Here is a 25299-nt window from a genome sequence, read left to right on the forward strand (position 1 = left end):
CCCTTTTGCCCCCGCAAAGCCGGCGTACGTTCGGCGCGGCAAGCAAGTGGTTGAATTGAAAAGAAATTTGCCTCGTAAAGAGGCAGCCTGGTGAGAAAGTGTCTATGAAAGCAGGTCTGTACCAACCAGATGAATTCAAGGATAACTGCGGTTTCGGCCTGATAGCCCATATGCAGGGCGAGCCCAGTCATACCCTTTTGCAAACGGCCATCGAGGCCCTGACCTGCATGACCCACCGCGGTGGGATTAATGCCGACGGCAAGACCGGTGACGGTTGCGGTCTGCTGATTCAAAAGCCTGACGCGTTCCTGCGGGCGATGGCCCAGGAAAACTTCAGCGTCGAGCTGCCCAAGCAATATGCCGTGGGCATGGTCTTCTTCAATCAGGATCCGGCCAAGGCCGAAGCCGCTCGCGAGAACATGAACCGCGAGATCCTCGCTGAAGGCCTGCAACTGATTGGCTGGCGCAAAGTGCCGATCGACACCAGCGTCCTCGGCCGCCTGGCCCTTGAGCGTCTGCCGCAAATCGAGCAGGTGTACATCGGCGGTGAAGGCCTGAGCGATCAGGACATGGCGGTCAAGCTGTTCAGCGCCCGTCGTCGCTCGTCGGTGGCCAACGCCGCCGACACCGACCACTACATCTGCAGCTTTTCGCACAAGACCATCATCTATAAAGGTTTGATGATGCCGGCCGACCTGGCCGCGTTCTATCCGGACCTGGGTGACCAGCGCCTGCAAACCGCAATCTGCGTGTTCCACCAGCGCTTCTCCACCAACACCCTGCCGAAATGGCCGCTGGCCCAGCCATTCCGCTTCCTCGCGCACAACGGCGAGATCAACACCATTACCGGTAACCGCAACTGGGCGCAGGCCCGTCGGACCAAGTTCACCAACGATCTGATGGATCTGGAAGAACTCGGGCCGCTGGTCAACCGTGTCGGTTCCGACTCCTCGAGCATGGACAACATGCTCGAATTGATGGTCACCGGTGGCATCGACCTGTTCCGTGGCGTGCGGATGATCATTCCGCCAGCGTGGCAGAACGTTGAAACCATGGACCCGGATCTGCGAGCGTTCTACGAGTACAACTCGATGCACATGGAGCCGTGGGACGGCCCGGCTGGCGTGGTAATGACCGACGGTCGTTACGCGGTGTGCCTGCTCGACCGTAACGGTCTGCGTCCGGCGCGCTGGGTCACCACCACCAACGGCTTCATCACCGTTGCGTCGGAAATCGGCGTCTGGAATTACCAGCCGCAAGACGTGATCGCCAAGGGCCGTGTCGGCCCGGGCCAGATCCTCGCCGTGGACACCGAAACCGGGCAGATCCTTGACACCGACGCGATCGACAACCGTCTGAAGTCCCGTCATCCGTACAAGCAATGGCTGCGCAAGAACGCTCTGCGCATCCAGGCGACCATGGAAGACAACGACCACGGTTCGGCGTTCTACGACGTCGATCAGCTCAAGCAATACATGAAGATGTATCAGGTCACGTTCGAAGAGCGTGATCAGGTGCTGCGTCCGCTTGGCGAACAGGGCTACGAAGCCGTGGGTTCGATGGGCGACGACACGCCGATGGCCGTGCTGTCGCAGCGCGTGCGCACGCCATACGACTATTTCCGCCAGCAGTTCGCGCAGGTGACCAACCCGCCGATCGACCCGCTGCGTGAAGCGATCGTGATGTCGCTGGAAATCTGCCTCGGGGCCGAGCGCAACATCTTCCAGGAATCGCCGGAGCACGCCTCGCGTGTAATCCTCAGCTCGCCAGTGATCTCGCCGGCCAAGTGGCGCTCGCTGATGAACCTCGACCGCCCGGGTTTCGAGCGGCAGATCATCGACCTCAACTACGACGAAAGCGTCGGCCTCGAAGCGGCGATTCGCAACGTTGCCGATCAGGCTGAAGAAGCCGTGCGTGCCGGGCGTACCCAGATTGTCCTGAGTGACCGCCATATTGCTCCGGGCAAGCTACCGATCCACGCTTCGCTGGCCACCGGCGCGGTGCACCACCGCCTGACCGAAAAAGGCCTGCGCTGCGACTCCAACATCCTCGTGGAAACCGCGACCGCCCGCGATCCGCATCACTTTGCGGTGTTGATCGGTTTCGGCGCCTCGGCGGTCTATCCGTTCCTGGCCTACGAAGTGCTGGGCGACCTGATCCGTACCGGTGAAGTGCTGGGTGACCTCTACGAGGTGTTCAAGAACTACCGCAAGGGCATCACCAAAGGTCTGTTGAAGATCCTGTCGAAGATGGGCATCTCGACCATCGCGTCCTATCGCGGTGCACAGCTGTTCGAAGCCATCGGTCTGTCCGAAGAAGTGTGCGAGCTGAGTTTCCGTGGCGTGCCGAGCCGCATCAAGGGTGCGCGTTTCGTCGACATCGAAGCCGAGCAGAAAGCACTGGCCACCGAAGCCTGGAGTCCGCGCAAGCCGATCCAGCAGGGCGGTCTGTTGAAGTTCGTCCACGGTGGCGAATACCACGCGTACAACCCGGACGTGGTCAACACTTTGCAAGCCGCCGTGCAGCAGGGCGACTACGCCAAGTTCAAGGAATACACCTCGCTGGTGGACAACCGTCCGGTGTCGATGATCCGTGACCTGTTCAAGGTCAAGACCCTCGATACGCCGCTGGACATCAGTGAAGTCGAACCGCTGGAATCGGTGCTCAAGCGCTTCGACTCCGCCGGTATCTCGCTGGGCGCCCTGTCGCCGGAAGCTCACGAAGCCCTGGCCGAAGCCATGAACCGCCTCGGTGCGCGTTCCAACTCCGGCGAAGGCGGCGAAGACCCGGCGCGCTACGGCACCATCAAGAGCTCGAAAATCAAGCAGGTCGCGACCGGCCGTTTCGGTGTCACTCCGGAATACCTGGTCAACGCCGAAGTGCTGCAGATCAAGGTGGCTCAGGGCGCCAAACCGGGCGAGGGCGGGCAACTGCCGGGCGGTAAGGTTAACGGGCTGATCGCCAAGCTGCGTTATGCAGTGCCGGGCGTGACCCTGATTTCGCCACCGCCGCACCACGACATCTACTCGATCGAAGACTTGTCGCAACTGATCTTTGACCTGAAACAGGTCAACCCGAAGGCGCTGGTCTCGGTGAAACTGGTAGCGGAAGCAGGCGTCGGCACCATCGCCGCCGGTGTGGCCAAGGCCTACGCGGACTTGATCACCATCTCCGGCTACGACGGTGGTACCGGTGCTTCGCCACTGACCTCGATCAAATACGCGGGCGCTCCGTGGGAACTCGGCCTGGCTGAAACCCACCAGACCCTGCGCGGCAACGACCTGCGCGGCAAAGTCCGGGTGCAGACCGACGGTGGCCTGAAAACCGGCCTCGACGTGATCAAGGCCGCGATCCTTGGCGCCGAAAGCTTCGGCTTCGGTACGGCGCCGATGATCGCGCTGGGCTGCAAATACCTGCGCATCTGCCACCTGAACAACTGCGCCACCGGCGTTGCGACGCAGAACGAGAAGCTGCGCAAGGATCACTACATCGGCACGGTCGACATGGTGGTGAACTTCTTCACCTACGTCGCCGAAGAAACCCGTGAGTGGCTGGCCAAGCTCGGCGTGCGCTCTCTCGAAGAGCTGATCGGTCGCACCGATCTGCTGGAAGTCCTCGAAGGCCAGACCGCCAAGCAGCATCACCTGGATCTGACCCCCCTGCTGGGCAGCGATCACATCCCGGCGGACAAACCGCAATTCTGCGGCGTTGAGCGCAACCCGCCATTCGACCAGGGCCTGCTGGCCGAGAAAATGGTCGACATGGCGACGTCGGCGATCAATGACCTCAGCGGCGCCGAGTTCGATCTGGACATCTGCAACTGCGACCGTTCGATCGGTGCGCGGATCTCCGGCGAAATCGCGCGCAAGCACGGCAATCAGGGCATGGCCCATGCGCCGATCACCTTCCGCTTCAAAGGGACGGCCGGTCAGAGCTTCGGCGTGTGGAACGCCGGCGGTCTGAACATGTACCTGGAAGGCGACGCCAACGACTACGTCGGCAAAGGCATGACCGGCGGCAAACTGGTCATCGTGCCGCCGAAGGGCAGCGTCTATCAGACTCAGAACAGCGCCATCATCGGCAACACCTGCCTGTACGGCGCCACCGGCGGCAAGCTGTTTGCTGCCGGCACCGCAGGCGAGCGTTTTGCCGTGCGTAACTCCGGTGCCCACACGGTTGTGGAAGGCACTGGCGATCACTGCTGCGAGTACATGACCGGTGGTTTCGTCTGCGTCCTGGGCAAGACCGGTTACAACTTCGGCTCTGGCATGACCGGTGGTTTCGCCTACGTGCTCGACCAGGACAACACCTTCGTTGACCGGGTCAACCACGAACTGGTGGAAATCCAGCGGATCAGCGGCGAGGCGATGGAAGCCTACCGCAGCCACTTGCAGAACGTGCTGAACGAGTACGTCAAGGAAACCGAGAGCGAGTGGGGTCGTGAACTCGCCGAGAACCTTGATGACTACCTGCGTCGTTTCTGGCTGGTCAAGCCTAAGGCTGCCAACCTGAAATCGTTGCTTTCCAGCACTCGTGCCAACCCGCAGTGATATGCGCCTGAAGAGTTTGATGAGGTTTTAACAATGGCTGAACGTCTGAATAACGACTTCCAGTTCATCGATGTCGGGCGCAAGGATCCGAAGAAGAAACTGTTGCGTCAACGCAAGAAAGAGTTCGTCGAGATCTACGAACCGTTCAAACCCCAGCAGTCGGCCGACCAGGCCCACCGCTGCCTGGGTTGCGGCAACCCGTATTGCGAATGGAAGTGCCCGGTGCACAACTTCATTCCCAACTGGCTGAAGCTGGTGGCCGAGGGCAACATCCTCCAGGCCGCCGAATTGTCGCACCAGACCAACACCCTGCCGGAAGTCTGCGGCCGGGTCTGTCCGCAGGATCGTCTGTGCGAGGGTGCCTGCACCCTCAACGACGGTTTCGGTGCGGTGACCATCGGTTCGGTCGAGAAGTACATCACCGACACCGCGTTCGCCATGGGCTGGCGCCCGGACATGTCCAAGGTCAAGCCGACCGGCAAGCGTGTCGCGATCATCGGTGCAGGCCCGGCGGGTCTGGGTTGTGCTGACGTGCTGGTGCGTGGCGGCGTGACCCCGGTGGTGTTCGACAAGAACCCGGAAATCGGCGGTCTGCTGACCTTCGGTATTCCCGAGTTCAAGCTTGAGAAGACTGTGCTGAGCAATCGTCGCGAAGTCTTCACCGGCATGGGCATCGAATTCCGTCTCAACACCGAGGTCGGCAAGGACGTGACCATGGAGCAACTGCTCGCCGAATACGATGCCGTATTCATGGGCATGGGCACCTACACCTACATGAAGGGCGGCTTTGCCGGTGAGGATCTGCCGGGCGTCTACGACGCGCTGGATTTCCTGATTGCCAACGTCAACCGCAACCTGGGCTTTGAAAAGTCGCCGGAAGATTTCGTCGACATGAAAGGCAAGAAGGTTGTGGTGCTCGGTGGTGGCGACACGGCGATGGACTGCAACCGCACCTCGATCCGCCAGGGCGCCAAGTCGGTGACCTGCGCTTATCGTCGTGACGAAGCGAACATGCCCGGCTCGCGCAAAGAGGTGAAGAACGCCAAGGAAGAAGGCGTGAAATTCCTCTACAACCGTCAGCCGATCGCGATCGTCGGTGAAGACAAGGTCGAAGGCGTGAAAGTGGTCGAGACCCGTCTCGGCGAACCGGACGCCCGTGGCCGTCGCAGCCCCGAACCGATCCCGGGCTCCGAAGAGATCATCCCGGCCGACGCCGTGGTCATCGCCTTCGGCTTCCGTCCAAGCCCGGCACCGTGGTTCGAACAGTTCGAAATCCAGACCGACAGCCAGGGCCGCGTCGTTGCGCCTGAGCAGGGTCAGTACAAGCACCAGACCAGCAACCCGAAAATCTTCGCCGGTGGCGACATGGTGCGCGGTTCCGACCTGGTGGTGACGGCGATCTTCGAAGGGCGCAATGCGGCTGAAGGGATCCTCGATTACCTGGGCGTCTGATCAACTTCCAATATTGGAATGCAATACCTGTGGGAGCTGGCTTGCCAGCGATAGCATCACCTCGGTCAATCTGACAAAACGAGGTGTCTGCATCGCTGGCAAGCCAGCTCCCACAGTGCTTTGTGTTACTGCAAAAATTTGCATTCCAGCGCAATAAATTGACCCGATAGACAAAAGGCTGACCTGCATCCGTGCCTTTTGCGTCGCGCTCTGAGAAAATGCCCGCACTTTTTTTCCGGATGCCGACATGACTGCCCTGAAGAACGACCGTTTCCTCCGCGCCCTGCTCAAGCAACCCGTTGACGTCACCCCGGTGTGGATGATGCGCCAGGCCGGCCGCTACCTGCCTGAATACCGCGCCAGCCGTGCCCAGGCCGGTGATTTCATGAGCCTGTGCATGAATCCGGAATTCGCTTGCGAAGTCACAATGCAACCGCTCGACCGCTACCCGCAACTGGACGCGGCGATCCTGTTTTCCGACATCCTCACCATTCCCGATGCCATGGGCCAGGGCCTGTACTTCGAGACCGGTGAAGGTCCGCGCTTCAAGAAAGTCGTCAGCACCCTGGCCGACATCGAAGCGCTGCCGATCCCGGATCCACACAAGGATCTCGGCTACGTGATGGACGCGGTCAGCACCATCCGCCGCGAGCTGAACGGCCGTGTGCCGCTGATCGGCTTCTCCGGCAGCCCGTGGACCTTGGCGACCTACATGGTCGAAGGCGGCTCGTCGAAAGACTTCCGCAAAACCAAGGCGATGCTCTACGACAACCCGCAAGCCATGCACCTGCTGCTGGATAAACTCGCGCAGTCGGTCACCAGCTACCTCAACGGCCAAATCCAGGCCGGCGCGCAAGCGGTGCAGATCTTCGATACCTGGGGTGGCAACCTGTCGGCGGCGGCGTATCAGGAATTCTCCCTGGCCTACATGAAGAAAATCGTCAGCGGCCTGATTCGCGAACACGACGGGCGCAAGGTGCCGGTGATCCTCTTCACCAAGAACGGCGGCCTGTGGCTGGAAAGCATCGCCGAGGCCGGTGCCGACGCACTGGGCCTGGACTGGACCTGCGACATCGGCAATGCCCGCGCCCGTGTTGGCGACAAGGTCGCGCTGCAAGGCAACATGGACCCGACCGTGCTCTACGCCAAACCGGAAGCGATCCGCACCGAAGTCGGGCGCATTCTGGCCAGCTACGGCAAGGGCAGCGGCCACGTGTTCAACCTCGGCCACGGCATCACCCCAGAGGTCGATCCGGAGCATGCGGGCGCGTTCCTGCGTGCGGTGCACGAGTTGTCAGCGCAGTATCACGAGTGATCGACGCCCGATAAAAAACGCCCGGCCAATGCCGGGCATTTTTGTACAAGATCAACGGATCGCAGCCTGCGGCAGCTCCTACATTGGGATTCGCGTTTCCCTGTAGGAGCTGCCGCAGGCTGCGATCTTTTGCTTTTAAGCTTTCACACCACCAAGTGGCGGCAACTTCGCCAGTTTCAACGCCACCAGCAGTGCCACCAGCAACAGCGCACCAATAAACAGGCCGATGCCATTCCAGCCGCCCAAATGCCAGAACACCCCACCCGCCGTCCCGGCAATGCTGGAGCCTGCGTAATAACTGAACAGGTACAACGACGACGCCTGGCCCTTGGCCTTGGTCGCGCGCCGGCCGATCCAGCTGCTCGCCACCGAGTGCGCGCCGAAGAAGCCGAACGTGAAGATCAGCATGCCGACGATCACCAGCAACAGCGGTGTGAACATCGTGAGCGCAAGGCCGGCGAACATCAGCGCGATGGTTGCCCACAGCACTTTACGCCGTCCCAGTTTGTCCGCCAGCGAACCGATTTTGGCCGAACTGTAGATGCCCGACAGGTACACCACCGACAGCAAGCCGACGAACACCTGATCGAGGTTGTACGGTGCCGTCAGCAGGCGATAGCCGATGTAGTTGAACAGAGTGACGAACGCGCCCATCAGCACAAAGGCTTCAAGAAACAGCAGCGGCAGGCCGGCATCGCGAAAGTGCATGGTGAAACCGTCGAGCAGGCTGCGTGGGTGCAGCGAGCGTGAGCGGAAGTTGCGCGATTCGGGGAGGATCTTCCAGAACACCGCTGCCGCGACCAGCGCCAGGCCGCCGATCACCAGCATCGCCGTGTGCCAGCTGACGAAGTCGATCAACACCCCGGTAATCAAGCGTCCGCTCATCCCGCCAATCGCGTTGCCGCCGATGTACAGGCCCATCGCCAGGCCGATGTGCTGCGGGTGGATCTCTTCGCTCAGGTAAGTCATCGCCACCGCCGCCAGGCCGCTCAACGACAGGCCGATCAGTGCGCGCATGATCAGCACGCCGTGCCAGCTCGGCATCATCGAACTGGCGATCGTGCACAACGCGGCGGCGAACAGTGCCGCGACCATCACCGGTTTGCGCCCGACGCGGTCGGAGATCGGCCCGGTGATCAGCAGACCGAAGGCCAGCATGCCGGTCGCCACCGACAGAATCAGGCTGCTCTGCGCCGCGTTGATTCCATACTCGTGGGACAGCAGCGGCATCATCGGCTGCACGCAATACAGCAAGGCGAAGGTCGCGAAGCCACCGCTGAACAGCGCCAGCACTGTGCGCATGAACATCGGCGTGCCTTTTTCGATGTAGATCTCCTGCAGCTCGGCGATCACATCGTCCGCCGCGGCAGGCGGAATTTCATGGGCAAGAGGGGCGGCGGCGGTTTTCACATTAGACCTCGGAGGGCACGGCCAGGCAGGCAATGAAAAAATCATATAGCTGGCTAATGTTTCTATCCAATATATTGTTCGACCTGTTTGATAGCTTTAACGACCTAATGGGGTGTCCATGGAATTGCGTCATCTGCGCTACTTCATCGCCGTCGCCGAAGAACTGCATTTCGGCCGCGCCGCACAGGTGCTGGGGATCTCTCAGCCACCGCTGAGCCAGCAGATTCAGGCGCTGGAGCAAGAGGTCGGCGCGCGGTTGTTCGAACGCACCAATCGTCGGGTCGAGTTGAGCGAGGCCGGCCGATTGTTTCTGCAGGAAGCGCGGTTGGTGCTGGCGCAGGTCGACAAAGCGGCGGACGTCGCCCGGCGTGCGCAACTCGGTGAACTGGGCGAATTGAAAATTGGCTTCACCTCGTCAGCGCCGTTCAACTCGACCATTCCACAGGCGATTTTTTCGTTTCGCCAGCGCTTCCCGGCGGTGCACCTGAACCTGCGGGAGATGAGCAGCACCATGGTCGCGGACGCGCTGGTGGATGAGTCGATCGAAGTCGGCATCATGCGTCCGCTGGGTTTGCCGGATTCGCTGAGCGTGGTTGAGCTGATGCGCGAGCCCTTGGTGGCGGTGCTCAGCTCCAAGCATCCGCTGGCCCAAGGCAGTGAGGAGGGGCTGTTTCTGTCGGCTCTGGCCCTCGAGCCGTTCGTGTTTTTTCCACGCAGCTACGGCAGCGGGCTGTATGCGCAACTGCTCAGTCTGGCCCGTGATGCCGGGTTCAGTCCGCATTTCGCCCAGGAGGCCGGTGAGGCGATGACCATCATCGGATTGGTCGCAGCGGGGCTTGGGGTTTCGGTATTGCCGGCGTCCTACCAGCGGATGCGCATCGACGGCGTGGTCTATCGACCGCTGCTCGATCCGGAGGCGGTGTCGGCGGTGTGGCTGGTGCAGCGCAAGGATCAGAAATCGCCGATGGCCAAGGCGTTTGTCGAACTGCTGACGCGTAAAGTCGAACCTTCAAACGCTTGATTGTTGCGCAATAAAATCGCGAGCAGGCTCGCTCCCACAGGGCAACGCATTTCAAGGTGGGAGCGAGCCTGCTCGCGAAGACGCTCGCCCGAACACCGCATATTTCAGGGCAACCGCACCAGATCCCCCTTCAACGCCACCCGCGTCACAAACACCCCGGCCCGACACTCATAGGTATTCAAATCCTTGCGCACATGCTGGTCGTAATAACTGACGATATTGACCACCGCATTCGCCCCGACCCGCTTGGCGTCGGCCTGCAACTTGATCAGGTTCGACTGCAGCACCCACTCGCAGGAATCGTGATCACTCTTGTTGAAGCCGTTGGTCTTCAGATCACTGACCACATCCCGGCGCAACAAGCGCTGCGTGCCCTGCGGCCCGTTGCCGATCAGATAGAACTTCACACTGCCATCCAGCCGCCCGGCGCGAATCGCATCCGAAAGCACGGTTTCGAACGGCATGTACATCAGGTTGGTGGCGTGGCTGGCGCTGGGCAATAGCCCGAGGAGCGTGGCGGCGATCAGAGCTTTCACTTGCATGGTCATCTCCTTGAAGGTGAAAGAGAACCGCGAGTGCTTGATCGATGGGGGCTCGCCGTTCCGGCAGGCGTTGAATGAGGGCCTGTTGAGCGAGTGTAGATGCAGAAATGGAGACAACGCCTTGTGGCGAGGGGATTTATTCCCGATCGGCGGCGCAGCCGTCGTAAAACCAGTGAACTCGGTATGCCTGATGCTCCGGGTTCTCAGGTTTCGGGGCCGCTACGCGACCCATCGGGGATGAATCCCCTCGCCACAGGATTGGATTCACTCAGTCAATCAACGTGGGCCAAATCCCCACGCAACGCCACGCTCGACACCACCAGGCCGGCGCGGCACTGGAATTTTTCGGTGTCTTTGTACAGGTCGCGCTGATCGACGCTGGCGATGTTGATCACCGCGTTGGCGTCGGCTTTTTTCGCGGCGTTCTGCAGGGTGGCGAGGGCCGATTGCAGGGCCCAGAAGCAGGCATCAGTGTCGGATTTGTTCGAGCCGTTGGTCTTGCGGCTGCTGCTCACGGTGTCGAGTTTGCGCACCTGTTTCGGCAGGGTTTCGCCGGCCAGGTAGAACTTCACGCTGCCGTCCAGCAGGCCGGCGTCGGTGGCGCGTTTGACGCCCTCGCGAAAGCTCAGGTAGGTCGGCTCGTCGGCGCCTTGCTTGACGATGCCCAGGTCGTTGACGAACTCGATGTCCGGGTTGATCGACAGTTCCTTGAGCACGTTGTCGCGCAGGCGGTTGACCCAGCGGTTGTAGTTGCCGTGGATCTTGCCGTCCTTGGCGTCGAGGCCGTAGCTGCTGCGGTAGTCGATTTCAAACGAGGTCGGGCTGAACGGGATGTCGACCTCGGCGTGGTGGCGGCCGCGTACCGTGATCGCCGCTTTGATCATGCCCGGGCGAACCGACTGCACCACCCACTGGCGGTCGTTGAGCGCGGTGACGATGGCGCGGCTCATCTGCGCCTGGGTGAATCCGAGGTTGGGCGAAAATTCTTCCTTGGCGTTGTAAACCGGTTTGCTGGTGCAACCGCCGAGCACCAAGGCCAAGGCCAGGGCCAGCAGGGCGGCGATGCGGTGAAACTGAGTCATTCCCTTCACTCCAAACGTGTTGCGGTCAGTGCCAGCGGCGGAAAATCAACGAGGTGTTGACGCCACCAAAAGCGAAATTGTTGTTCATCACGTAGTCGTGATGCATCTGGCGGAATTCGCCGCGCAGGTAATCGAGCTTGCCGCAGTGCGGATCGACTTCGTCGAGGTTGAGCGTGTGCACATACAGGTCGCGATTGAGCATTTCGATGCTGAACCACGACTCCAGCGCGCCGCAGGCCCCCAGCGTGTGGCCGAGGAAACTCTTCTGCGAGCTGATCGGCATGTGTTCGCCGAACAGACTGCTGGTCGCCAGTGTTTCGGCAATGTCGCCCTGTTCTGTAGCGGTGCCGTGACCATTGACGTAACCGATGGCATCCGGCGTCAGTCCGGCGTCTTCCAGCGCCAGCTCCATGGCGCGGCGCATGGTGACCTGTTCCGGGCGCGTGGTGTGCTGGCCGTCGGCGTTGCTGCCGAAGCCGACGATCTCGGCGTGGATCCGCGCACCGCGAGCCAGCGCATGTTCCAGCTCCTCGAGCACCAGCATGCCGCCGCCTTCGCCGATTACCAGACCGTCGCGGCCCTTGTCGTACGGACGCGGGCTGGTCTGTGGCGCATCGTTTTTCAGACTGGTGGCGTACAGCGCATCGAAAACCATGGCTTCGGTCGGGCACAGCTCTTCGGCGCCGCCGGCGAGCATCAGCGGCAGCCGTCCGAACTTGATCGCTTCATACGCGTAGCCAATGCCCTGACTGCCGCTGGTGCAGGCGCTGGACGTCGGGATCAGGCGCCCGGTGAGGCCGAAGAAGATGCTGATGTTGGCCGCGGTGGTGTGCGGCATCATCCGCACGTAGGAGTTGGCGTTGAGGCCTTCGGCCACCGAATTGAGCAGCATGTTGCCGAAGGCCTTGATCTCGTCGGTGCTGCCGGTGGACGAACCGCAGGCCACGCCCATGCGCCCGTCCTTGATCGATTCATCGCCGAGCAGGCCGGCGTCGGCCAGTGCCTGTTCTGCCGCGCCTACGGCCAGCCGCGAGACCCGGCCCATGCTGCGCAGTTGCTTGCGGGTCCAGTGCGCCGGGACGAGAAAATCATCGATCGGTCCGGCCAGACGGGTGTTGAGTTCGCTGAAACGGTCCCACTCGTGCATGCGGCGAATGCCGCTGCGGTTGGCCGCGAAGTTGCCGGCGATGGTCTGCCAGTCGCTGCCAAGCGAGGTGATGCCGGCCATGCCGGTGACGACGACGCGCTTCATCAGCACAGGCCTCCGTTGACCGCCAAAACCTGACGGGTGATGTACGAGGCTTCCGCCGACATCAGGAAATTCACTGCACTGGCAACCTCTTGCGGGGTGCCCATGCGTTGTGCGGGGATCATTTTCATCAGTTCTTCCACCGGCACGTTTTCATCCAGCATCGCTGTGTCGATCAGGCCCGGTGCGACGCAGTTAACGGTGATTTTGCGCTTGCCCAGTTCGATCGCCAATGCCTTCGCAGCGCCGATCACTCCGGCCTTGGAGGCGCTGTAGTTGACCTGGCCCCGGTTGCCGATCAAACCCGACACCGAGGTGATGCAGACGATCCGACCGGCGGCGCGACGACGGATCATCGGCATCATCACCGGGTGCAGGACGTTGTAGAAACCGTCGAGGTTGGTGCGCAGCACCACGTCCCAATCGTCATCGCTCAACGCCGGAAAAGCGCCATCGCGGGTCAGGCCGGCGTTAAGCACCACGCCGTAATAAGCGCCGTGGGTTTCGACGTCAGCTTCAAGGATGGTTTTGCAGGCTTCGCGGTCGGCGACGTCGAATTGCAGGATGCGCGCGTGACGGCCCAGCGCTTCGATCTCGGCCTGCACCGCTTGCGCTTCGGCAACGCCGCTGCGGCAATGCAGGACGATGTCGTGCCCGGCCTGCGCCAGACGCAAGGCAATGGCGCGGCCGATACCACGGCTGGAGCCGGTGACCAATACGGATTCAGTCATCGTTCGACTCCCTGGTTTGTTCAAGATATTGGCTGGGCTGCGGCGGGCGGAACACGTTCAAACGTGCGCTGGCCTCAATGCCGGGGGCGTTGATATGGCATTCGAAAACACCCATGCCGTTGTCGTCTTCCAGCGAACGGATGCCGTGGATGGTCAGTTCGCTGCCGGCCGGAAACGCTTCGACGTTGCACTCGAATTTACGTGTCCCGAGAAGGAAACCCAGCGCGACCGGGTTGCCCTTCTGCCGTGCGTGGCAACCGGCGAAGGCGGCTACGCTTTGCGCCATCAACTCGATGCCGACCCACGCCGGCAGGCTGCCGTCTGGCAGGTTGAACAAGCCGTCGGGCTTGACGGTGAGGCCGGTGTGGATCTGCTCTTCGTCGAAGCTGAGGATGCGGTCGATCAGGATCATGTCGCCAGCGTGGGGCAGCAGTTCGGCGAGCGGCCAGTCGTTCATGGGGCGTCTCCGATAATCAGGCTGACGTTGTTGCCGCCGAAAGCAAACGAGTTGCTCATCAGGTAGCGGGGTGCAATGGACGACAGGCGCTCGCTCGCGGTCACCCACTTCAGCGCCGGCAAGTCAGGGTCGGGCTGGGCGTCCCAGACGTGGGGCGGCAAGGCTTGTTGCGGGTTGTCGGCGCTCAGGCTCAGCCAGCAGAACGCTGCTTCCAGCGCACCGGCCGCGCCGAGGGTGTGACCGGTCATCGGCTTGGTCGACGAGCAGGCCACGCCGTCGGGAAACAGTGTGGCGACTGCCAGACTTTCCATCGCATCGTTGTGCTGGGTCGCAGTGCCGTGCAGGTTCAGGTAGCTGATGTGCGCCGCTTGCAACTGTGCGCGGCTCAAGGCTTTCTGCATCGCTTGCAGGGCGCCGCGACCGCTCGGTTCCGGCGCGGAAATATGGTGCGCGTCGGAGCTGGCGCCGCTGCCGAGCAGGGCAATGGCCGGGCCGTTGCTGCGCTGCTGGCTCATCAGAAACAGCACTGCCGCTTCACCGATGTTGATGCCGTTGCGGTTGGCCGAGAACGGATTGCAGCGCTGGTCGGACACCGCTTCCAGCGCGCTGAAACCGTTGAGCGTCAGTTTGCACAGGCTGTCGACCCCGCCGCACAGCACCGCGCCGCACAGGCCCAGATCGAGCAGGCGCTGTGCGCTCATCAACGCCCGCGCACTGGACGTGCAGGCGGTGGAAATCACGTAGGCCGGGCCGCTGAGCTGCAGCCAATCGGCGAGAAAGTTCGCCGGCGCGCCGAGTTCCTGTTGTCGATAGTCGTACTCGCCAGGGAACTGCTGCTCGCGAAGGTAGTGCGCCAGCCCGCGGCTGGCCTCGTCGATCCCCGAGGTGCTGGTGCCGAGCACCACGCCGATGCGCTCGCGACCATACGTCTGGATGGCCCGGTCGATGTCCTCGCGAATCTGCAGCGCGGCTTCCAGCAGCAGTTGATTGTTGCGGCTGCGCTGGTCGGCCAGTTCGGCCGGAATGGCCGCCAGCTCACCATGCACCGCCGCCACGGGCAATTCACGCTCGGCAACCCAGCCGGACTCGCGGCGCATGCCCGAGCAGTCACCGGCAAACAGGTTCTGCGCGACCTGTTGCTTGTCGCGGCCCAGCGCGCAGATCACGCCGAGGGCATTGAGGTAGGCAGTCATGGCGTCGGTTCACCGAGAGGAGAAACCCGATAGTGCGGGCCTTGGGGCAGATTCAATTGGAAACTCAACGGTTGTGCATAACGGATCGTCCAGCGCGGCGCCAGCGTGCGTTGCTCGCCCTGCTGCTGCGCGGTGGGGTAAGTGCGCGCCAGTTCGCCGGACGGGGTCAGGGCGAACAGCAGCGCGGCAAACAGCTCCCGGGCTTCGGGATTGGGCGGCAGCAGCCCGTCGGCCTGCCAGCGCCCGTCAATCAGTTGCTGACGGGCCTGGGGAATGCCCAGCGGATCCATCATCGACCAGCGGATGCCGGGGCCTTCGCGCTGGATCACCAACAGCCAGTCCTGACGCTGATCGGCCTGTTGGCGTTCGATGTGCAGTTGCAGCGGTAACGGCAGCGTCGGTGCGCTCGCGGGCAGCGGGGCCTGGCTGGCGCAACCACTCAGCAAAGCAAATGCCACCAAAATCAGCCATACCGCAAACCTTGTGGGAGCTGGCTTGCCAGCGATGGCGGCGGCACATCCAGCATTTTGGTTAACTGATACACCGCTATCGCTGGCAAGCCAGCTCCCACAGGGGTTTAGCTGTGCTGATCGAAAGTGGTACATCAGATGGATTCCTGCAATGGTTTGCGGGCGACAACGTTCACCAACGTTTCCTCACGCTCGCCAAACGGCTTGGGCCGGCGCAATCCGAACCGTTCCAGCAGTCCGAAATCCTTCGACCGGCTCCACCACAAATACGGGTACGAAACATTGCGCTCGCCAAACTCGAAACCCTGCTGGCGAATCATTTCCAGGTACTGCGCCGCGCTCTTTTGCACCTGCATCGGATGGCGGAACAGCCAGCGGATCACCCAAGTATCAATGTAAGCCTCGGTGGACTCGGCGAACAGCAGATAACCACCCGGTTTGAGCACCCGGTAGAACTCGGCGAGGGCTTTTTCCTGTTCGACCAGGTGATGAAAGGTCTGATGGCAGAACAGCAGGTCGACACTGGCATCGGCCACATTGAGCGTCGCGCAGTCGCTGCCGATCAGCTCGACGTCGAAGCCCTGCCGCGCCGCTTCTTCGGCGCTCAATTGCAGGCTGTGCGGGTCGGCGTCGACGCCGATCAGACGCTGTGGGGCGAAGGTCTGGCGCAGATGGCGGAACGATTTGCCCTGACCGCAACCAGCGTCCAGCAGCACCGGATTGGCTGGCAGCGACTCGCTGAACAACCCGCGCAAGTCGTTGATCGCCACGCGCAACACATGGTGCTGCCAGGTGTGGCTGCGCAGGAACCAGAAACCGAAACGGGTTTCCTCGACGTAGCTGTCGCTCAAGTAATTCATGGGGCGTCCTTTGCACAAAGTTCGGAAATCATCTTCAACCGGCGACGCGCTTCGCTGACGAACGGGTTGCGCTCATCCCAGGCGTAACCGGCGAGGATCGAGCAGATCATCCGGCGGATGTCTGCCTGGCTGTCTTGATAAAAAATCACGTCCTGGAAGGTACCGGCGTACCAACCCTCGACGTAGCAGCGGAAGGTGTCGACCCCACGTTTGAGCGGCTCGGCGAACTCGCGCTGCCAATCGACGATTTCCCCCTGCAACTGCCGGTGCAGGACAGCGGCGGCCATGCTCGCCGAACGCATGGCGATGGTCACGCCGGAGGAGAACACCGGGTCGAGAAATTCCGCCGCGTTGCCGAGCAGGGCGAAGCCCGGGCCGTGCAGGGTTTTCACATTGGCCGCATAACCGCCGAGGGTGCGCGCCGGGGTGTCCCACACCGCGTTGTTCAATACAGCGGCGAGGCTCGGCGTTTCGCCGATGAAACCGCGCAGGCAGGCATCCAGATCGCTGTCGCGCCCCTTGAAGTGTTCGGCAGCAGCCACCACGCCCACCGAGCAGCGCCCGTTGCTGAACGGGATCGTCCAGAACCAGATGTCGCGGTACTCGGGATGAGTAGTGACGAGGATCTTCTCGCGGTCGAAGGCCGGGTTATCGATGTGATCTTCAACGTGGGTGAAAACTGCCTGGCGCACCGGGAAATTCGACGGCGCTTCCAGATCAAGCAAACGCGATAGCACGCGCCCGTAACCGCTGGCGTCGAGCACAAAGTCCGCTTCGATGCGGTACTCGCTGCCGTCTTCGCGCAGCACGTCAAGCTGCGGTCTGGCCCGGTCGAAATCGACGCTGACGATGGCATCGCCGTAACGGAATTCGGCACCCTGCAATTCAGCCTGATCAGCCAGCAGCTTGTCGAAATCGGCGCGCTGCACCTGGAACGTGGTCGGCTTGCCCGCGGTGAAGGTGTCGCTGAAATCGAAGGCGCTGTAGCGCTCGCCCCAAGCGAAGGCAGCTCCGGTCTTGCGCTGGAAGCCGGCGGCGTTGACAGCGTCGAGCATGCCGGCCTCTTCGACGAAATCCAGGCAATGGCTGAGCAGGCTTTCACCAATGGAAAACCTTGGGAAATGCTGGCGCTCGATCACCAGCACATCGTGGCCCTGGCGCTTGAGCAACGCGGCGGCGATGGCCCCGGACGGGCCCGCGCCAATGATCACGACCTGACGGGATTCCATTTCAACGATTGGCACGTGAGCTCCCGGGCGCAGTGGCGCTGGTTTTCATAGGCGCGCGGTGCAGGCCGATCAGGGCCGGCAACAGCGTCGCGATCAGGCCCATCAGCATCAGCGCGAAGTACAGCGCCGGGCTGATGAGCTGTTGTTGCAGCAACAGGTTGAGAAAGACGATTTCGCTCAGCCCGCGAATATTCAGCAACACGCTTTCGCGCCAGCGGCTGGCGCCTTCGAACGATGCACCGGCCCAGCCCAGCCCGAGCCAGTTGCCGAGCAGTTTACTGGCAATCGGCAACAGCAGCAGCGCCGCCCATTGCACCGCGCCGAGGCTGGCCAGGGCGCTGTGCACGTCGATCTGCACGATGCCGAAGGTCAGGATCAGCGGGATCGCGATCCACGTCTGCAAGCGGCTCATCCACCGCGCCGGCAATGGCAGCACCAATGGCACCTTCAGCAAGGCCATGCACAGCAGATAACCGATGCCGAAAATCAGTGCGTTGAGTTTGTAGTGCTCGGCCAGCACCAGCAGCGCAAAGAAGCCGAGGCTGTAGGTCAACGGTCGGCGCACGCGCAACAGATGCAGCAGCAGCGGCACGCAGGCCAGTCCCAGCGGCAGCAACAGACTGCTCAGATGCAGGCTGCCCTGAGCGAGACCGAACAGCGTCCAGCAGGTCAGGTCGATGAGGATTGCCGTTTGTACCAGACGCCGGGTGGCGGTGGGCGGATAGTCGATGTGGCGCAGGTACAGGTACAGCACCGGGATCGCGGTGATCGCGAACACCAGACCGATCGCCAGCGAGTTCAGCCACGGTTGCGCCGGCAGCAGCCAGCAGGCGGCGGCCAGGCCGCAGGCGAACGGTACAACAAAACTCGGCACCGCGATTTTCACGCTCTGGCGGTCCAGGCGCAGGTCGATCACATCACTGAGAATGTGCCCGAGCAGCAGCGCGAAACTCAAACTGTAGAGGTCTTTCAACCACCCTGGTGCAATCAGTTCGGCGCCGTTGAGTTGCCAGGTCGGCTCAATCCAGAAGTACATCAACAGCGGCAAACCGAAGCTGGCCAGCAGTAACTGGCTGACGATCGGGATCAGGCCGAAGTGCCGACCGATGCGGGTCGCTACGGCGAACAGCGCCAGGGCCATCAACCAGAAGCCGGCGACCGTCACGCTGCCGGCTCCGCGACGCTGGTGCTGTGGACGTGGCGCCCGGCCCACGGCGCGAGAATGAAGCTGAAGGCCAGACCGAGGCTCACTGCCAAGCCAAAATTGCTCACCGCCGGCGTACTGGAAACGGCCAGCAGACCGAACGACAGCCAGGTCGTCAGCGCCGCCAACAGGGTGCCCAGCAGACTCACTGCCGCACCGCCAACCTGTTCACGCATGAGGATCGCGTAATCGACGCTGATCGCCGTCACCAGCAGCAGGCCGAACAGGCTGAACAGGGTCAGTGGCTGACCGAGCCAACCGAGGCTGGCCAGGCTGCACAGCGCCGCCAGCAGCGGCAGGGCGACGATGCGCAACGCGCCGCCGAAGCCGAACGGCACGATCAGCACCAGCACGATCAACACGCAGGAGGCGAGTTTCAGTTCGGCGGCGCTGATCTGGGTCGCGGCGAATACATTGTTCAATTCACCGAGCCGATCGACCAGCATCACCCCCGGCAAGTCCAGCGCCTGCACTCGCAGCAGTGACGGATTGTTCAGGCCCTGCAGGCTGGTCATCGCCGCCACGCCGTCTTCGGTCGGGCCGAGCCACAGCGTGCGGTAAGGCTCGCCCAACGGCCCGGCCAGTGCTGCGTCGATGTCTTCGGCAGGCAGGTTTTGCAACTGCTGCAACTCGGTTTGCAACGCCGCGAGCGGTACGCCAAGGTCGAGCAACGGCTGCCAGTATTGAGGCAGTTTGCTCAGCGCTTCGCGCACTTGCTGTTGCTGGCTCGGCGGACTGAGCAGTTGGTCGAGGGCCAGATAGCCTTGCAGCTTGTCGAGGTTGACCAGTTGCTGCAGACGCTCGCTCAACGCGGCTTGACGCTCCAGCAATTCCTGCTGATTGGCGCCGCGCACGAGGAAGAACTGGCTGGTCGGCTGATAACCGGTGATGCGCGCGATGGTCTGGGCTTCATCGGTCAGGCGTTGCGGCGCACCGACCCATTGGCGAATGTCGTTTTTGCTTTGCAGCTGCACCAGACCGCCAGCGCAGAAGGCGATCAGCAGCGCCAGCAGCACCGGGGTGCGCACGTGTTCGAGCAGGTTTTCGCGCAGTTGCACCAAGCGCTCGGCCAGGCGCAGCGGCCATTGCGCCGGTTGCAGCTCAACGTTTTTCAGCAGGGCCGGCAGCAAGCACACCGCCGACAGGTAAGCACCGAGCAGGCCGGCAGCGGAGAACACCGCGATTTGCGTCAGCGCCGGGAAGGGCGTCCAGGCCAGTGCCAGATAACCGATGGCGCTGGTGATCAGGCTCAGCGTCAGCCCGGACAGGGTCAGGCGCAGCGCCGGCCAACTGCGCCACGGCTTGAGGCTCCAGCTTTTCGACAGATAGTGCAGCGGGTAATCCACCGCCACGCCGATCAGGCTGGAGCCGAGCACCAGCGTCATCACATGCATGTGGCCGAACACCGCGACGCAGGCCACCGCGCCGAACAGCATGCCCACCAGCACCGGCACGAACGCCAGCAGCACCCGCCAGCGGCGGAACGCCAACAGCAGCAACAGCAGAATACCGAGGGTGGCGCCGCCGCCGACCCAGGTCATTTCGCGGGTGGCTTGCTGCTGACCGTTGGCGGCGTACAGCAGACCGCTGGCGGCCAACAGGTGTACATCGGATTTCGCTGCTTGCTCGCGACTGTGCTGCAGCAGATCGGCGACTTTCAGCGGCAGGTTCATATCGAAGGCATTGCCGGTGGTACGCGCGCGCAGCAGCACCCAGCTCTTGCCGTCGGCATCGGCGACCAGTGCGCCGCTGCCGATGTCCAGTTGCACCGCGCCGTGTTTCGGCTGGCTGTTCTGGATGCGTCCGGTCAGGCCCAGCCAGTCGTCCTGGCTCGGTACCAACGTGAAACCGTTGAACGGGTCGAACAGCGCCTGCACCCGTTGTTGAATGAACGCATCGGGATGCTCGGTCAGCAGTTGCCGATCATCCGCCGAGAGCATCGCCAGCCGCCCTTGCAGCAGTTGCGTGCGCAGCGCCGGCAGATCCGCCTGCAGGTTCCACTGGACCTTTTCGAACAGACCGCTGGATTGCCATTGCTCGCCGAGGGTTTGCGCCATGGCCAGCGCTTGCTGGCGATCGGTGTGCCCGACCAGTACCAGCATTTCCCGATTGAGCGGTTCCTGCATGCGCTGTTCGGCGCGCAGTTCGAGGGCGTCAGGGTTGGTCCCGGGCACCAGTTCCATGAGGTTGGCCGACAGCGGCGCACCGTCGCGCCACTGCCACCCGGCCAGCGCAACGACCGCCAGCAGCAGGATCAGGAACAGCCACGGCAGCCTGCGCTCACTCGGCAAAGTCATGTTGCTCCGCTTCGCTCAACGGCTGGTTTGCAGTGCTGTCCTGCATGCGCAGCACGGTGCTGTCGCCCTGGGTTTCCAGCAGTTCGATGGTCTGTACCAGCTCACCACCGTTGATATTGATCTGATTGAACACTTGCTTGAGCAGCAGCGAACGCGGGGTCAGGGTGAGTTTCCACTGCTGTGCGTCGCCGCTCAGGGCCAGTTCGAAATCCCGCTGCAAGCCGCTGCTGTCACCCTGCAGCACAGCGAGGAACAAACGGTTCTGTTCGGCACCGGCGCTCTTGTTCGGCAGCAACTGCCAAGCGTTGCCGTCACGACGGGCGATGCCGTTGGCGGTGATGCGGTAATCCTGTTGCAGCGGGGTCTTGAGCAGCCAGAGCAGACCGTGGTTTTTCGCCAGCACGAAGCTGCCCTTGCTGAGCAACGGCTGAGGCAGTGCGCGCAGGTGCTTTTCCTGAATGAACTGGCCGTGGATAACGTCCGGTTTCGCCAGTTGCTCGCTGAGCTGCTGCAGGTCGAAGGCGTTGGCCAGCGTCGACACGGCGAGCAGCGCCAGCGCGCCAAGGCCTTTGCAGAACAGGTTCATCGCAGCATCCTCTGCACCGCGTCGGTGAACACTTTGGGGGAAGCCAGTTGCATTTCGCGGCTGCTGATCTCGACCGCCACCTGCACCGAGCTGGCACGGGTCAGGCGCTCGCCGGTCTGCAGGTCGGTAATCAGATAATTGATCTTCAAGCGGTTCTCCCACTCCACCAGACTGGCGCGCACGTTCAAACGCTGGCCGAACACCGCGCCGCGCACGTAACGCAATTGCAGGTCGATGATCGGCCAGGCGTAACCGGACTCGGACATCTGCGTGTAGTTGTGGCCGATCTGGTCGAGCAGCGCGCAGCGCGCCACTTCCAGGTATTTGACGTAATGCCCGTGCCAGACCACATGCATAGTGTCGACGTCAAAAAACGGCACGAGGATTTCCGTGTCGGCGTGCAGCACTCCGGCGCTACGCATGCAGCCTCCAGTGTTGCTCGGCGATACGTTGCAGGCACAGGCGCAATTCGCCTTCGAGTGCACGGTCTTCGATGACCGGCGGGAAGTCCTTGGCCAGCTCTTCGTGCATGGCGGCCAGCGAAGGTGGCAGCGCACGCGCGTCTTCATCACGACCGCGCAACCACACGCCTTGATTGGCCGCGAGCAACGTGGCGGCGGCGACCTGTTCGGTCAGCTCCAGCACGCGGATCGCGTCACGGGCGGCGATGGTGCCCATGCTCACCTTGTCCTGGTTGTGGCACTCGGTGGAGCGCGAGAACACGCTGGCCGGCATGGTGTTTTTCAGCGCTTCGGCAGTCCAGGCACTGGTGCCGATCTGCACGGCCTTGAAGCCGTGATTGATCATGGCGCGATCCGCCGGAGCACCGGACAGGTTGCTCGGCAATCCATGGTTGTAGCGCTCGTCCACCAGCAACGCGAGTTGTCGGTCGAGCAGATCGGCAACGTTAGCCACCAGATTTTTCAGGCTGTCCATGGCGAATGCGATGTGCCCGCCGTAGAAGTGCCCGCCGTGCAGCACGCGTTCGGCTTCGGCGTCGATGATCGGGTTGTCGTTGGCGCTGTTGAGCTCGGTTTCGATGAACGAACGCAGCCAGTTCAGACTGTCGGCCAGCACCCCGAGCACGTGTGGGGCGCAGCGCAGCGAGTAGCGATCCTGCAGGCGATGCAGCGGCGCGGTCGGCGCGTCGATCGCCAGATCCTTGCGCAGCCACGCGGCGACTTGCATCTGCCCCGGATGTGGCTTGGCGGCGAACAGACGCTCGTCGAAGTGTTCCGGATTGCCTTGCAACGCGACCACGTTGAGCGCCGTGATGCGCGTGGCCAGTTGCAGCAGATAGTCAGCGCGGGCGAAGGCCAGGCAGGCCAGACCAGTCATCACTGCGGTGCCGTTCATCAACGCCAGCGCTTCTTTCGGGCGCAGCACCAGCGGCGTCCAGCCGAGTTCGCGATGCACGTCGGCAGCCTGGCGACGCTCGCCACGGAACAACACTTCGCGCTCGCCGGACAGGGTCGCGGCGACGTAGGACAGCGGCGTCAGATCACCGCTGGCGCCGACCGAACCTTCTTCGGGGATCAGCGGCAGGATGTCGTGTTCAAGGAAGGCATGCAGGCGCTCCAGCAGTTCGATTCGCACCCCGGACACGCCGTGGCACAGCGACTGCAAGCGCGCCGCCAGCACGGCGCGGGTGGCCTGGGCGTCGAGCAGCTTGCCCAGCCCGCAACCGTGGAAAGTGTAGAGATGACGCGGCAATGCTTCGACGTGATGCAGCGGCACCGCGACCACGCAGGAATCGCCGTAACCGGTGGTCACGCCGTAGATCACGCCTTCCTTGTCCAGCAGCGAATCGAGGAACCGTGCGCCCTTGGCGATGCGCTCGCGGTAGGCGGCGTCGCTCTGCAACTGCACGGGCGCCCGACGGTTGGCCAGGGCCAGCACGTCTTCGATGCGCAAAGGGCGTTCGCCGAAGGTAACCGGCTCATGGGTTGGCGTCGTCATCGGTCTTCCAGAAAGGGTAAAAGTTGAACCATTGGTGCGGGGCTTGGAGGCAATAGTGACTCAGGCGCTGCGCATAGCGGGTGGCCCACTGATGAATGACCTGCTCGCGCTCGCGGCGCGTCCACACCACGCTGTCGGCAAACGGTTCGAGAGTCAGGCGATAGTGGCCGTCCGGTTGTTTCAGGCACATCAGCAGGTTGACCGGGCATTTGAGCAAACCGGCCAGCAACCAAGGGCCTTGCGGAAACGCTGCCGGGTGGCCGAGAAAATCCACGGTGACGCTGCGCCCGCCGTGCAACGGCACGCGGTCGCCGGCAATCGCCAGCCATTCACCGCGCTCCAGGCGTTCGTGCAGTTGCAGCATGATCACCGGGTCCAGCTCACTGACCTGAATCAGGCGCAGATTGGTCGCCCCGGCCTCGCCCAGCAAGCGGTTGAACTGCTCGGCGTGCTTGGTGTGCACCAACACGTTCATGGTGACCTTTTCGCCGATCTCGGCCAGGGCGCGGCACACTTCGAGGTTGCCCAGATGCGCGCCGACCAGCAGTTGCCCGCGACTGCCGCGCAGCTGATTGCGCAGCAGGGCCGGGTCGATGATTTCGATCTGCTCGATGCACAGCTTGCCGTTCCACACGTCGAGCTTGTCGAGCAGCGAATCGGCGAACGCCATGAACTGGCGGAACACGCGCCAGTAACTCGGGCGCAATTCGCCGCGGTTGCTCCAGTCAGCCAGCCGTTGCTGGTATTGCCAAGCACTGTTGCGCGCGGTACGGCCGAACAGGAAGAAGTACAGGACGATGCCGTACAGCAGCGGACTGAGCAGGCGTCGGCCAAGCACTTTGGCGGCGACTGCGGTGAATTTCATCAGCAGGAAGCTGCCGCGCTCTTCGCGGTCGGCCCAGTGTTTCTTGTCGGTCTCGACGCTCATGTGCGCCACCGGCGCCAGAGGATGACGGGCAGGCGCAGCAGCATGCCGAAGAACAGCCGGGTGTGCATGCTGGAAATCAGCGCGTTGTCGTGGAACAGGCGGAAGTGCGAGACGCCATCCAGCGGGTAATGCACGCTGGTCTGCAGCCAGCGCATCGGCTGGTTGCGCCACGCCAGGCGCACGAGGATGTCGGAGTCGAAATCCATGCGCTTGCCGACTCGTGCCGAGTCGATCAGCGCCAGCGTCGGGGCCAGCGGATAGACGCGAAAGCCACACATCGAATCGCGGATCTGCAGCGACAGCGTGTTGATCCAGACCATCACATGAGTCAGATAACGCGCGTACAAACGGCCCTTGGGCACGCTCTCGTCGAACAGTGGATAACCGCAGATCATCGCGTCCGGGTGGGCGCGGGATTCCGCGACGAAACGCGCGACGTCGTGCAGGTCGTGCTGGCCATCGGCGTCCACTTGCAGGGCATGGGTGAAGCCCAGACGCGCGGCTTCGCGCAGGCCGGTCATCACCGCGCCGCCCTTGCCCTGATTGAGGGTCAGGCGCACCAGATGCACGTTATCGCGCTCGGCCAGCGCATCCAGCACGCGCGCGCACGACGGGGTGCTGGCGTCGTCCACCAGAATGCACGACAGGTCCTGGGCGAGCAGCGCGTCGACCACGGTGCCGATCGCGGTTTCATGGTTGTAGACCGGAATCACGGCGCAAGGGTTATGCATTGAACACATCCCCACTGTGGCGAGGGAGCTTGC

The 25299-nt window shown here is 62.6% G+C and carries 21 protein-coding genes; 4 read left to right on the top strand and 17 right to left on the bottom strand.

The window, feature by feature from the left end; genetic code table 11:
- Positions 1-104: 104 nt before the first annotated feature.
- The 3 genes from gltB (at position 105) to hemE (ending at position 7317) form a co-directional block, all read left to right on the top strand.
- Positions 105-4550, top strand: a complete 4446-nt coding sequence (gene gltB / locus AC193Q_RS22390) for a glutamate synthase large subunit (protein ID WP_047290896.1) — start codon at positions 105-107, stop codon at positions 4548-4550.
- 33 nt (positions 4551-4583) lie between these two features.
- Entirely contained in the window at positions 4584-6002 is a 1419-nt protein-coding gene (locus AC193Q_RS22395) for an FAD-dependent oxidoreductase (RefSeq protein ID WP_007909438.1), read from the top strand.
- A gap of 247 nt (positions 6003-6249) precedes the next feature.
- Positions 6250-7317: a uroporphyrinogen decarboxylase gene (gene hemE, locus AC193Q_RS22400; protein ID WP_047290897.1), complete on the top strand. Its 1068-nt coding sequence runs from the start codon at positions 6250-6252 to the stop codon at positions 7315-7317.
- Positions 7318-7452: 135 nt separating this feature from the next.
- Here hemE and AC193Q_RS22405 read toward each other — a convergent pair whose 3' ends face one another.
- Positions 7453-8694, bottom strand: coding sequence for an MFS transporter (locus AC193Q_RS22405; protein WP_483879643.1), 1242 nt, complete (start codon positions 8692-8694; stop codon positions 7453-7455).
- 151 nt (positions 8695-8845) lie between these two features.
- Between AC193Q_RS22405 and AC193Q_RS22410 the strand changes: the two genes are divergently transcribed.
- Positions 8846-9748: a LysR family transcriptional regulator gene (locus AC193Q_RS22410; protein ID WP_239778579.1), complete on the top strand. Its 903-nt coding sequence runs from the start codon at positions 8846-8848 to the stop codon at positions 9746-9748.
- 104 nt (positions 9749-9852) lie between these two features.
- Here the strand turns inward: AC193Q_RS22410 and AC193Q_RS22415 are convergent, their stop codons facing one another.
- The 16 genes from AC193Q_RS22415 to AC193Q_RS22490 all read right to left on the bottom strand — a co-directional run bounded on the left by AC193Q_RS22415 (position 9853) and on the right by AC193Q_RS22490 (position 25266).
- Positions 9853-10290: an excinuclease gene (locus AC193Q_RS22415; protein WP_098966827.1), complete on the bottom strand. Its 438-nt coding sequence runs from the start codon at positions 10288-10290 to the stop codon at positions 9853-9855.
- A 272-nt stretch (positions 10291-10562) separates the two neighbouring features.
- A complete protein-coding gene (locus AC193Q_RS22420) occupies positions 10563-11372 on the bottom strand; it encodes a hypothetical protein (RefSeq protein WP_041074895.1) in 810 nt (269 codons plus the stop codon).
- A 25-nt stretch (positions 11373-11397) separates the two neighbouring features.
- Positions 11398-12624 (bottom strand): beta-ketoacyl-ACP synthase, encoded by a 1227-nt coding sequence (locus AC193Q_RS22425; protein WP_095667740.1) that lies wholly within the window; start codon positions 12622-12624, stop codon positions 11398-11400.
- Positions 12624-13352 carry a 3-oxoacyl-ACP reductase FabG gene (gene fabG, locus AC193Q_RS22430; RefSeq protein ID WP_041074891.1) on the bottom strand — a complete coding sequence of 243 codons (729 nt, stop codon included), beginning with the start codon at positions 13350-13352 and terminating at the stop codon, positions 12624-12626. The genes AC193Q_RS22425 and fabG overlap by 1 nt, the downstream gene beginning before the upstream one ends.
- Entirely contained in the window at positions 13345-13809 is a 465-nt protein-coding gene (locus tag AC193Q_RS22435) for a hotdog family protein (protein ID WP_047290903.1), read from the bottom strand. The genes fabG and AC193Q_RS22435 overlap by 8 nt, the downstream gene beginning before the upstream one ends.
- On the bottom strand, positions 13806-15002 hold the full coding sequence (locus AC193Q_RS22440; protein ID WP_476285615.1) for a beta-ketoacyl-ACP synthase: 1197 nt from the start codon (positions 15000-15002) through the stop codon (positions 13806-13808). The genes AC193Q_RS22435 and AC193Q_RS22440 overlap by 4 nt, the downstream gene beginning before the upstream one ends.
- A complete protein-coding gene (locus tag AC193Q_RS22445; RefSeq protein WP_179294947.1) occupies positions 14999-15607 on the bottom strand; it encodes a hypothetical protein in 609 nt (202 codons plus the stop codon). The genes AC193Q_RS22440 and AC193Q_RS22445 overlap by 4 nt, the downstream gene beginning before the upstream one ends.
- Positions 15607-16332 carry a class I SAM-dependent methyltransferase gene (locus AC193Q_RS22450; protein WP_131670936.1) on the bottom strand — a complete coding sequence of 242 codons (726 nt, stop codon included), beginning with the start codon at positions 16330-16332 and terminating at the stop codon, positions 15607-15609. Before AC193Q_RS22450 ends, AC193Q_RS22445 begins: the two co-directional genes overlap by 1 nt.
- Positions 16329-17576, bottom strand: coding sequence for an NAD(P)/FAD-dependent oxidoreductase (locus AC193Q_RS22455; RefSeq protein ID WP_483878796.1), 1248 nt, complete (start codon positions 17574-17576; stop codon positions 16329-16331). The genes AC193Q_RS22450 and AC193Q_RS22455 overlap by 4 nt, the downstream gene beginning before the upstream one ends.
- Positions 17563-18726: a cation:proton antiporter gene (locus tag AC193Q_RS22460; RefSeq protein WP_483878797.1), complete on the bottom strand. Its 1164-nt coding sequence runs from the start codon at positions 18724-18726 to the stop codon at positions 17563-17565. The genes AC193Q_RS22455 and AC193Q_RS22460 overlap by 14 nt, the downstream gene beginning before the upstream one ends.
- Complete coding sequence (locus AC193Q_RS22465; RefSeq protein ID WP_483878798.1) at positions 18723-21062, bottom strand: MMPL family transporter; 2340 nt, start codon at positions 21060-21062, stop codon at positions 18723-18725. The genes AC193Q_RS22460 and AC193Q_RS22465 overlap by 4 nt, the downstream gene beginning before the upstream one ends.
- Positions 21046-21648: an outer membrane lipoprotein carrier protein LolA gene (locus AC193Q_RS22470; protein ID WP_483878799.1), complete on the bottom strand. Its 603-nt coding sequence runs from the start codon at positions 21646-21648 to the stop codon at positions 21046-21048. Before AC193Q_RS22470 ends, AC193Q_RS22465 begins: the two co-directional genes overlap by 17 nt.
- Positions 21645-22070: an acyl-CoA thioesterase gene (locus AC193Q_RS22475; protein WP_047290910.1), complete on the bottom strand. Its 426-nt coding sequence runs from the start codon at positions 22068-22070 to the stop codon at positions 21645-21647. The genes AC193Q_RS22470 and AC193Q_RS22475 overlap by 4 nt, the downstream gene beginning before the upstream one ends.
- Complete coding sequence (locus AC193Q_RS22480; RefSeq protein WP_483878800.1) at positions 22063-23607, bottom strand: HAL/PAL/TAL family ammonia-lyase; 1545 nt, start codon at positions 23605-23607, stop codon at positions 22063-22065. The genes AC193Q_RS22475 and AC193Q_RS22480 overlap by 8 nt, the downstream gene beginning before the upstream one ends.
- Entirely contained in the window at positions 23588-24535 is a 948-nt protein-coding gene (locus tag AC193Q_RS22485) for an LpxL/LpxP family acyltransferase (RefSeq protein WP_121183322.1), read from the bottom strand. The genes AC193Q_RS22480 and AC193Q_RS22485 overlap by 20 nt, the downstream gene beginning before the upstream one ends.
- Positions 24532-25266: a glycosyltransferase family 2 protein gene (locus tag AC193Q_RS22490; RefSeq protein WP_121183324.1), complete on the bottom strand. Its 735-nt coding sequence runs from the start codon at positions 25264-25266 to the stop codon at positions 24532-24534. Before AC193Q_RS22490 ends, AC193Q_RS22485 begins: the two co-directional genes overlap by 4 nt.
- Between the last annotated feature and the right edge of the window lie 33 nt (positions 25267-25299).

This window comes from Pseudomonas sp. F2, from assembly GCF_057174385.1.

Bases quoted from the DNA above. Each gene is read 5' to 3' on its own strand.
- AC193Q_RS22425 (WP_095667740.1), bottom strand. From the start codon at position 12,624: ATGAAGCGCGTCGTCGTCACCGGCATGGCCGGCATCACCTCGCTTGGC.
- AC193Q_RS22465 (WP_483878798.1), bottom strand. From the start codon at position 21,062: ATGACTTTGCCGAGTGAGCGCAGGCTGCCGTGGCTGTTCCTGATCCTG.
- AC193Q_RS22415 (WP_098966827.1), bottom strand. From the start codon at position 10,290: ATGCAAGTGAAAGCTCTGATCGCCGCCACGCTCCTCGGGCTATTGCCC.
- AC193Q_RS22440 (WP_476285615.1), bottom strand. From the start codon at position 15,002: ATGACTGCCTACCTCAATGCCCTCGGCGTGATCTGCGCGCTGGGCCGC.
- AC193Q_RS22485 (WP_121183322.1), bottom strand. From the start codon at position 24,535: ATGAGCGTCGAGACCGACAAGAAACACTGGGCCGACCGCGAAGAGCGC.
- AC193Q_RS22410 (WP_239778579.1), top strand. From the start codon at position 8,846: ATGGAATTGCGTCATCTGCGCTACTTCATCGCCGTCGCCGAAGAACTG.
- AC193Q_RS22420 (WP_041074895.1), bottom strand. From the start codon at position 11,372: ATGACTCAGTTTCACCGCATCGCCGCCCTGCTGGCCCTGGCCTTGGCC.
- hemE (WP_047290897.1), top strand. From the start codon at position 6,250: ATGACTGCCCTGAAGAACGACCGTTTCCTCCGCGCCCTGCTCAAGCAA.
- AC193Q_RS22480 (WP_483878800.1), bottom strand. From the start codon at position 23,607: ATGACGACGCCAACCCATGAGCCGGTTACCTTCGGCGAACGCCCTTTG.
- gltB (WP_047290896.1), top strand. From the start codon at position 105: ATGAAAGCAGGTCTGTACCAACCAGATGAATTCAAGGATAACTGCGGT.
- fabG (WP_041074891.1), bottom strand. From the start codon at position 13,352: ATGACTGAATCCGTATTGGTCACCGGCTCCAGCCGTGGTATCGGCCGC.
- AC193Q_RS22450 (WP_131670936.1), bottom strand. From the start codon at position 16,332: ATGAATTACTTGAGCGACAGCTACGTCGAGGAAACCCGTTTCGGTTTC.
- AC193Q_RS22435 (WP_047290903.1), bottom strand. From the start codon at position 13,809: ATGAACGACTGGCCGCTCGCCGAACTGCTGCCCCACGCTGGCGACATG.
- AC193Q_RS22445 (WP_179294947.1), bottom strand. From the start codon at position 15,607: ATGTACCACTTTCGATCAGCACAGCTAAACCCCTGTGGGAGCTGGCTT.
- AC193Q_RS22475 (WP_047290910.1), bottom strand. From the start codon at position 22,070: ATGCGTAGCGCCGGAGTGCTGCACGCCGACACGGAAATCCTCGTGCCG.
- AC193Q_RS22395 (WP_007909438.1), top strand. From the start codon at position 4,584: ATGGCTGAACGTCTGAATAACGACTTCCAGTTCATCGATGTCGGGCGC.
- AC193Q_RS22490 (WP_121183324.1), bottom strand. From the start codon at position 25,266: ATGCATAACCCTTGCGCCGTGATTCCGGTCTACAACCATGAAACCGCG.
- AC193Q_RS22470 (WP_483878799.1), bottom strand. From the start codon at position 21,648: ATGAACCTGTTCTGCAAAGGCCTTGGCGCGCTGGCGCTGCTCGCCGTG.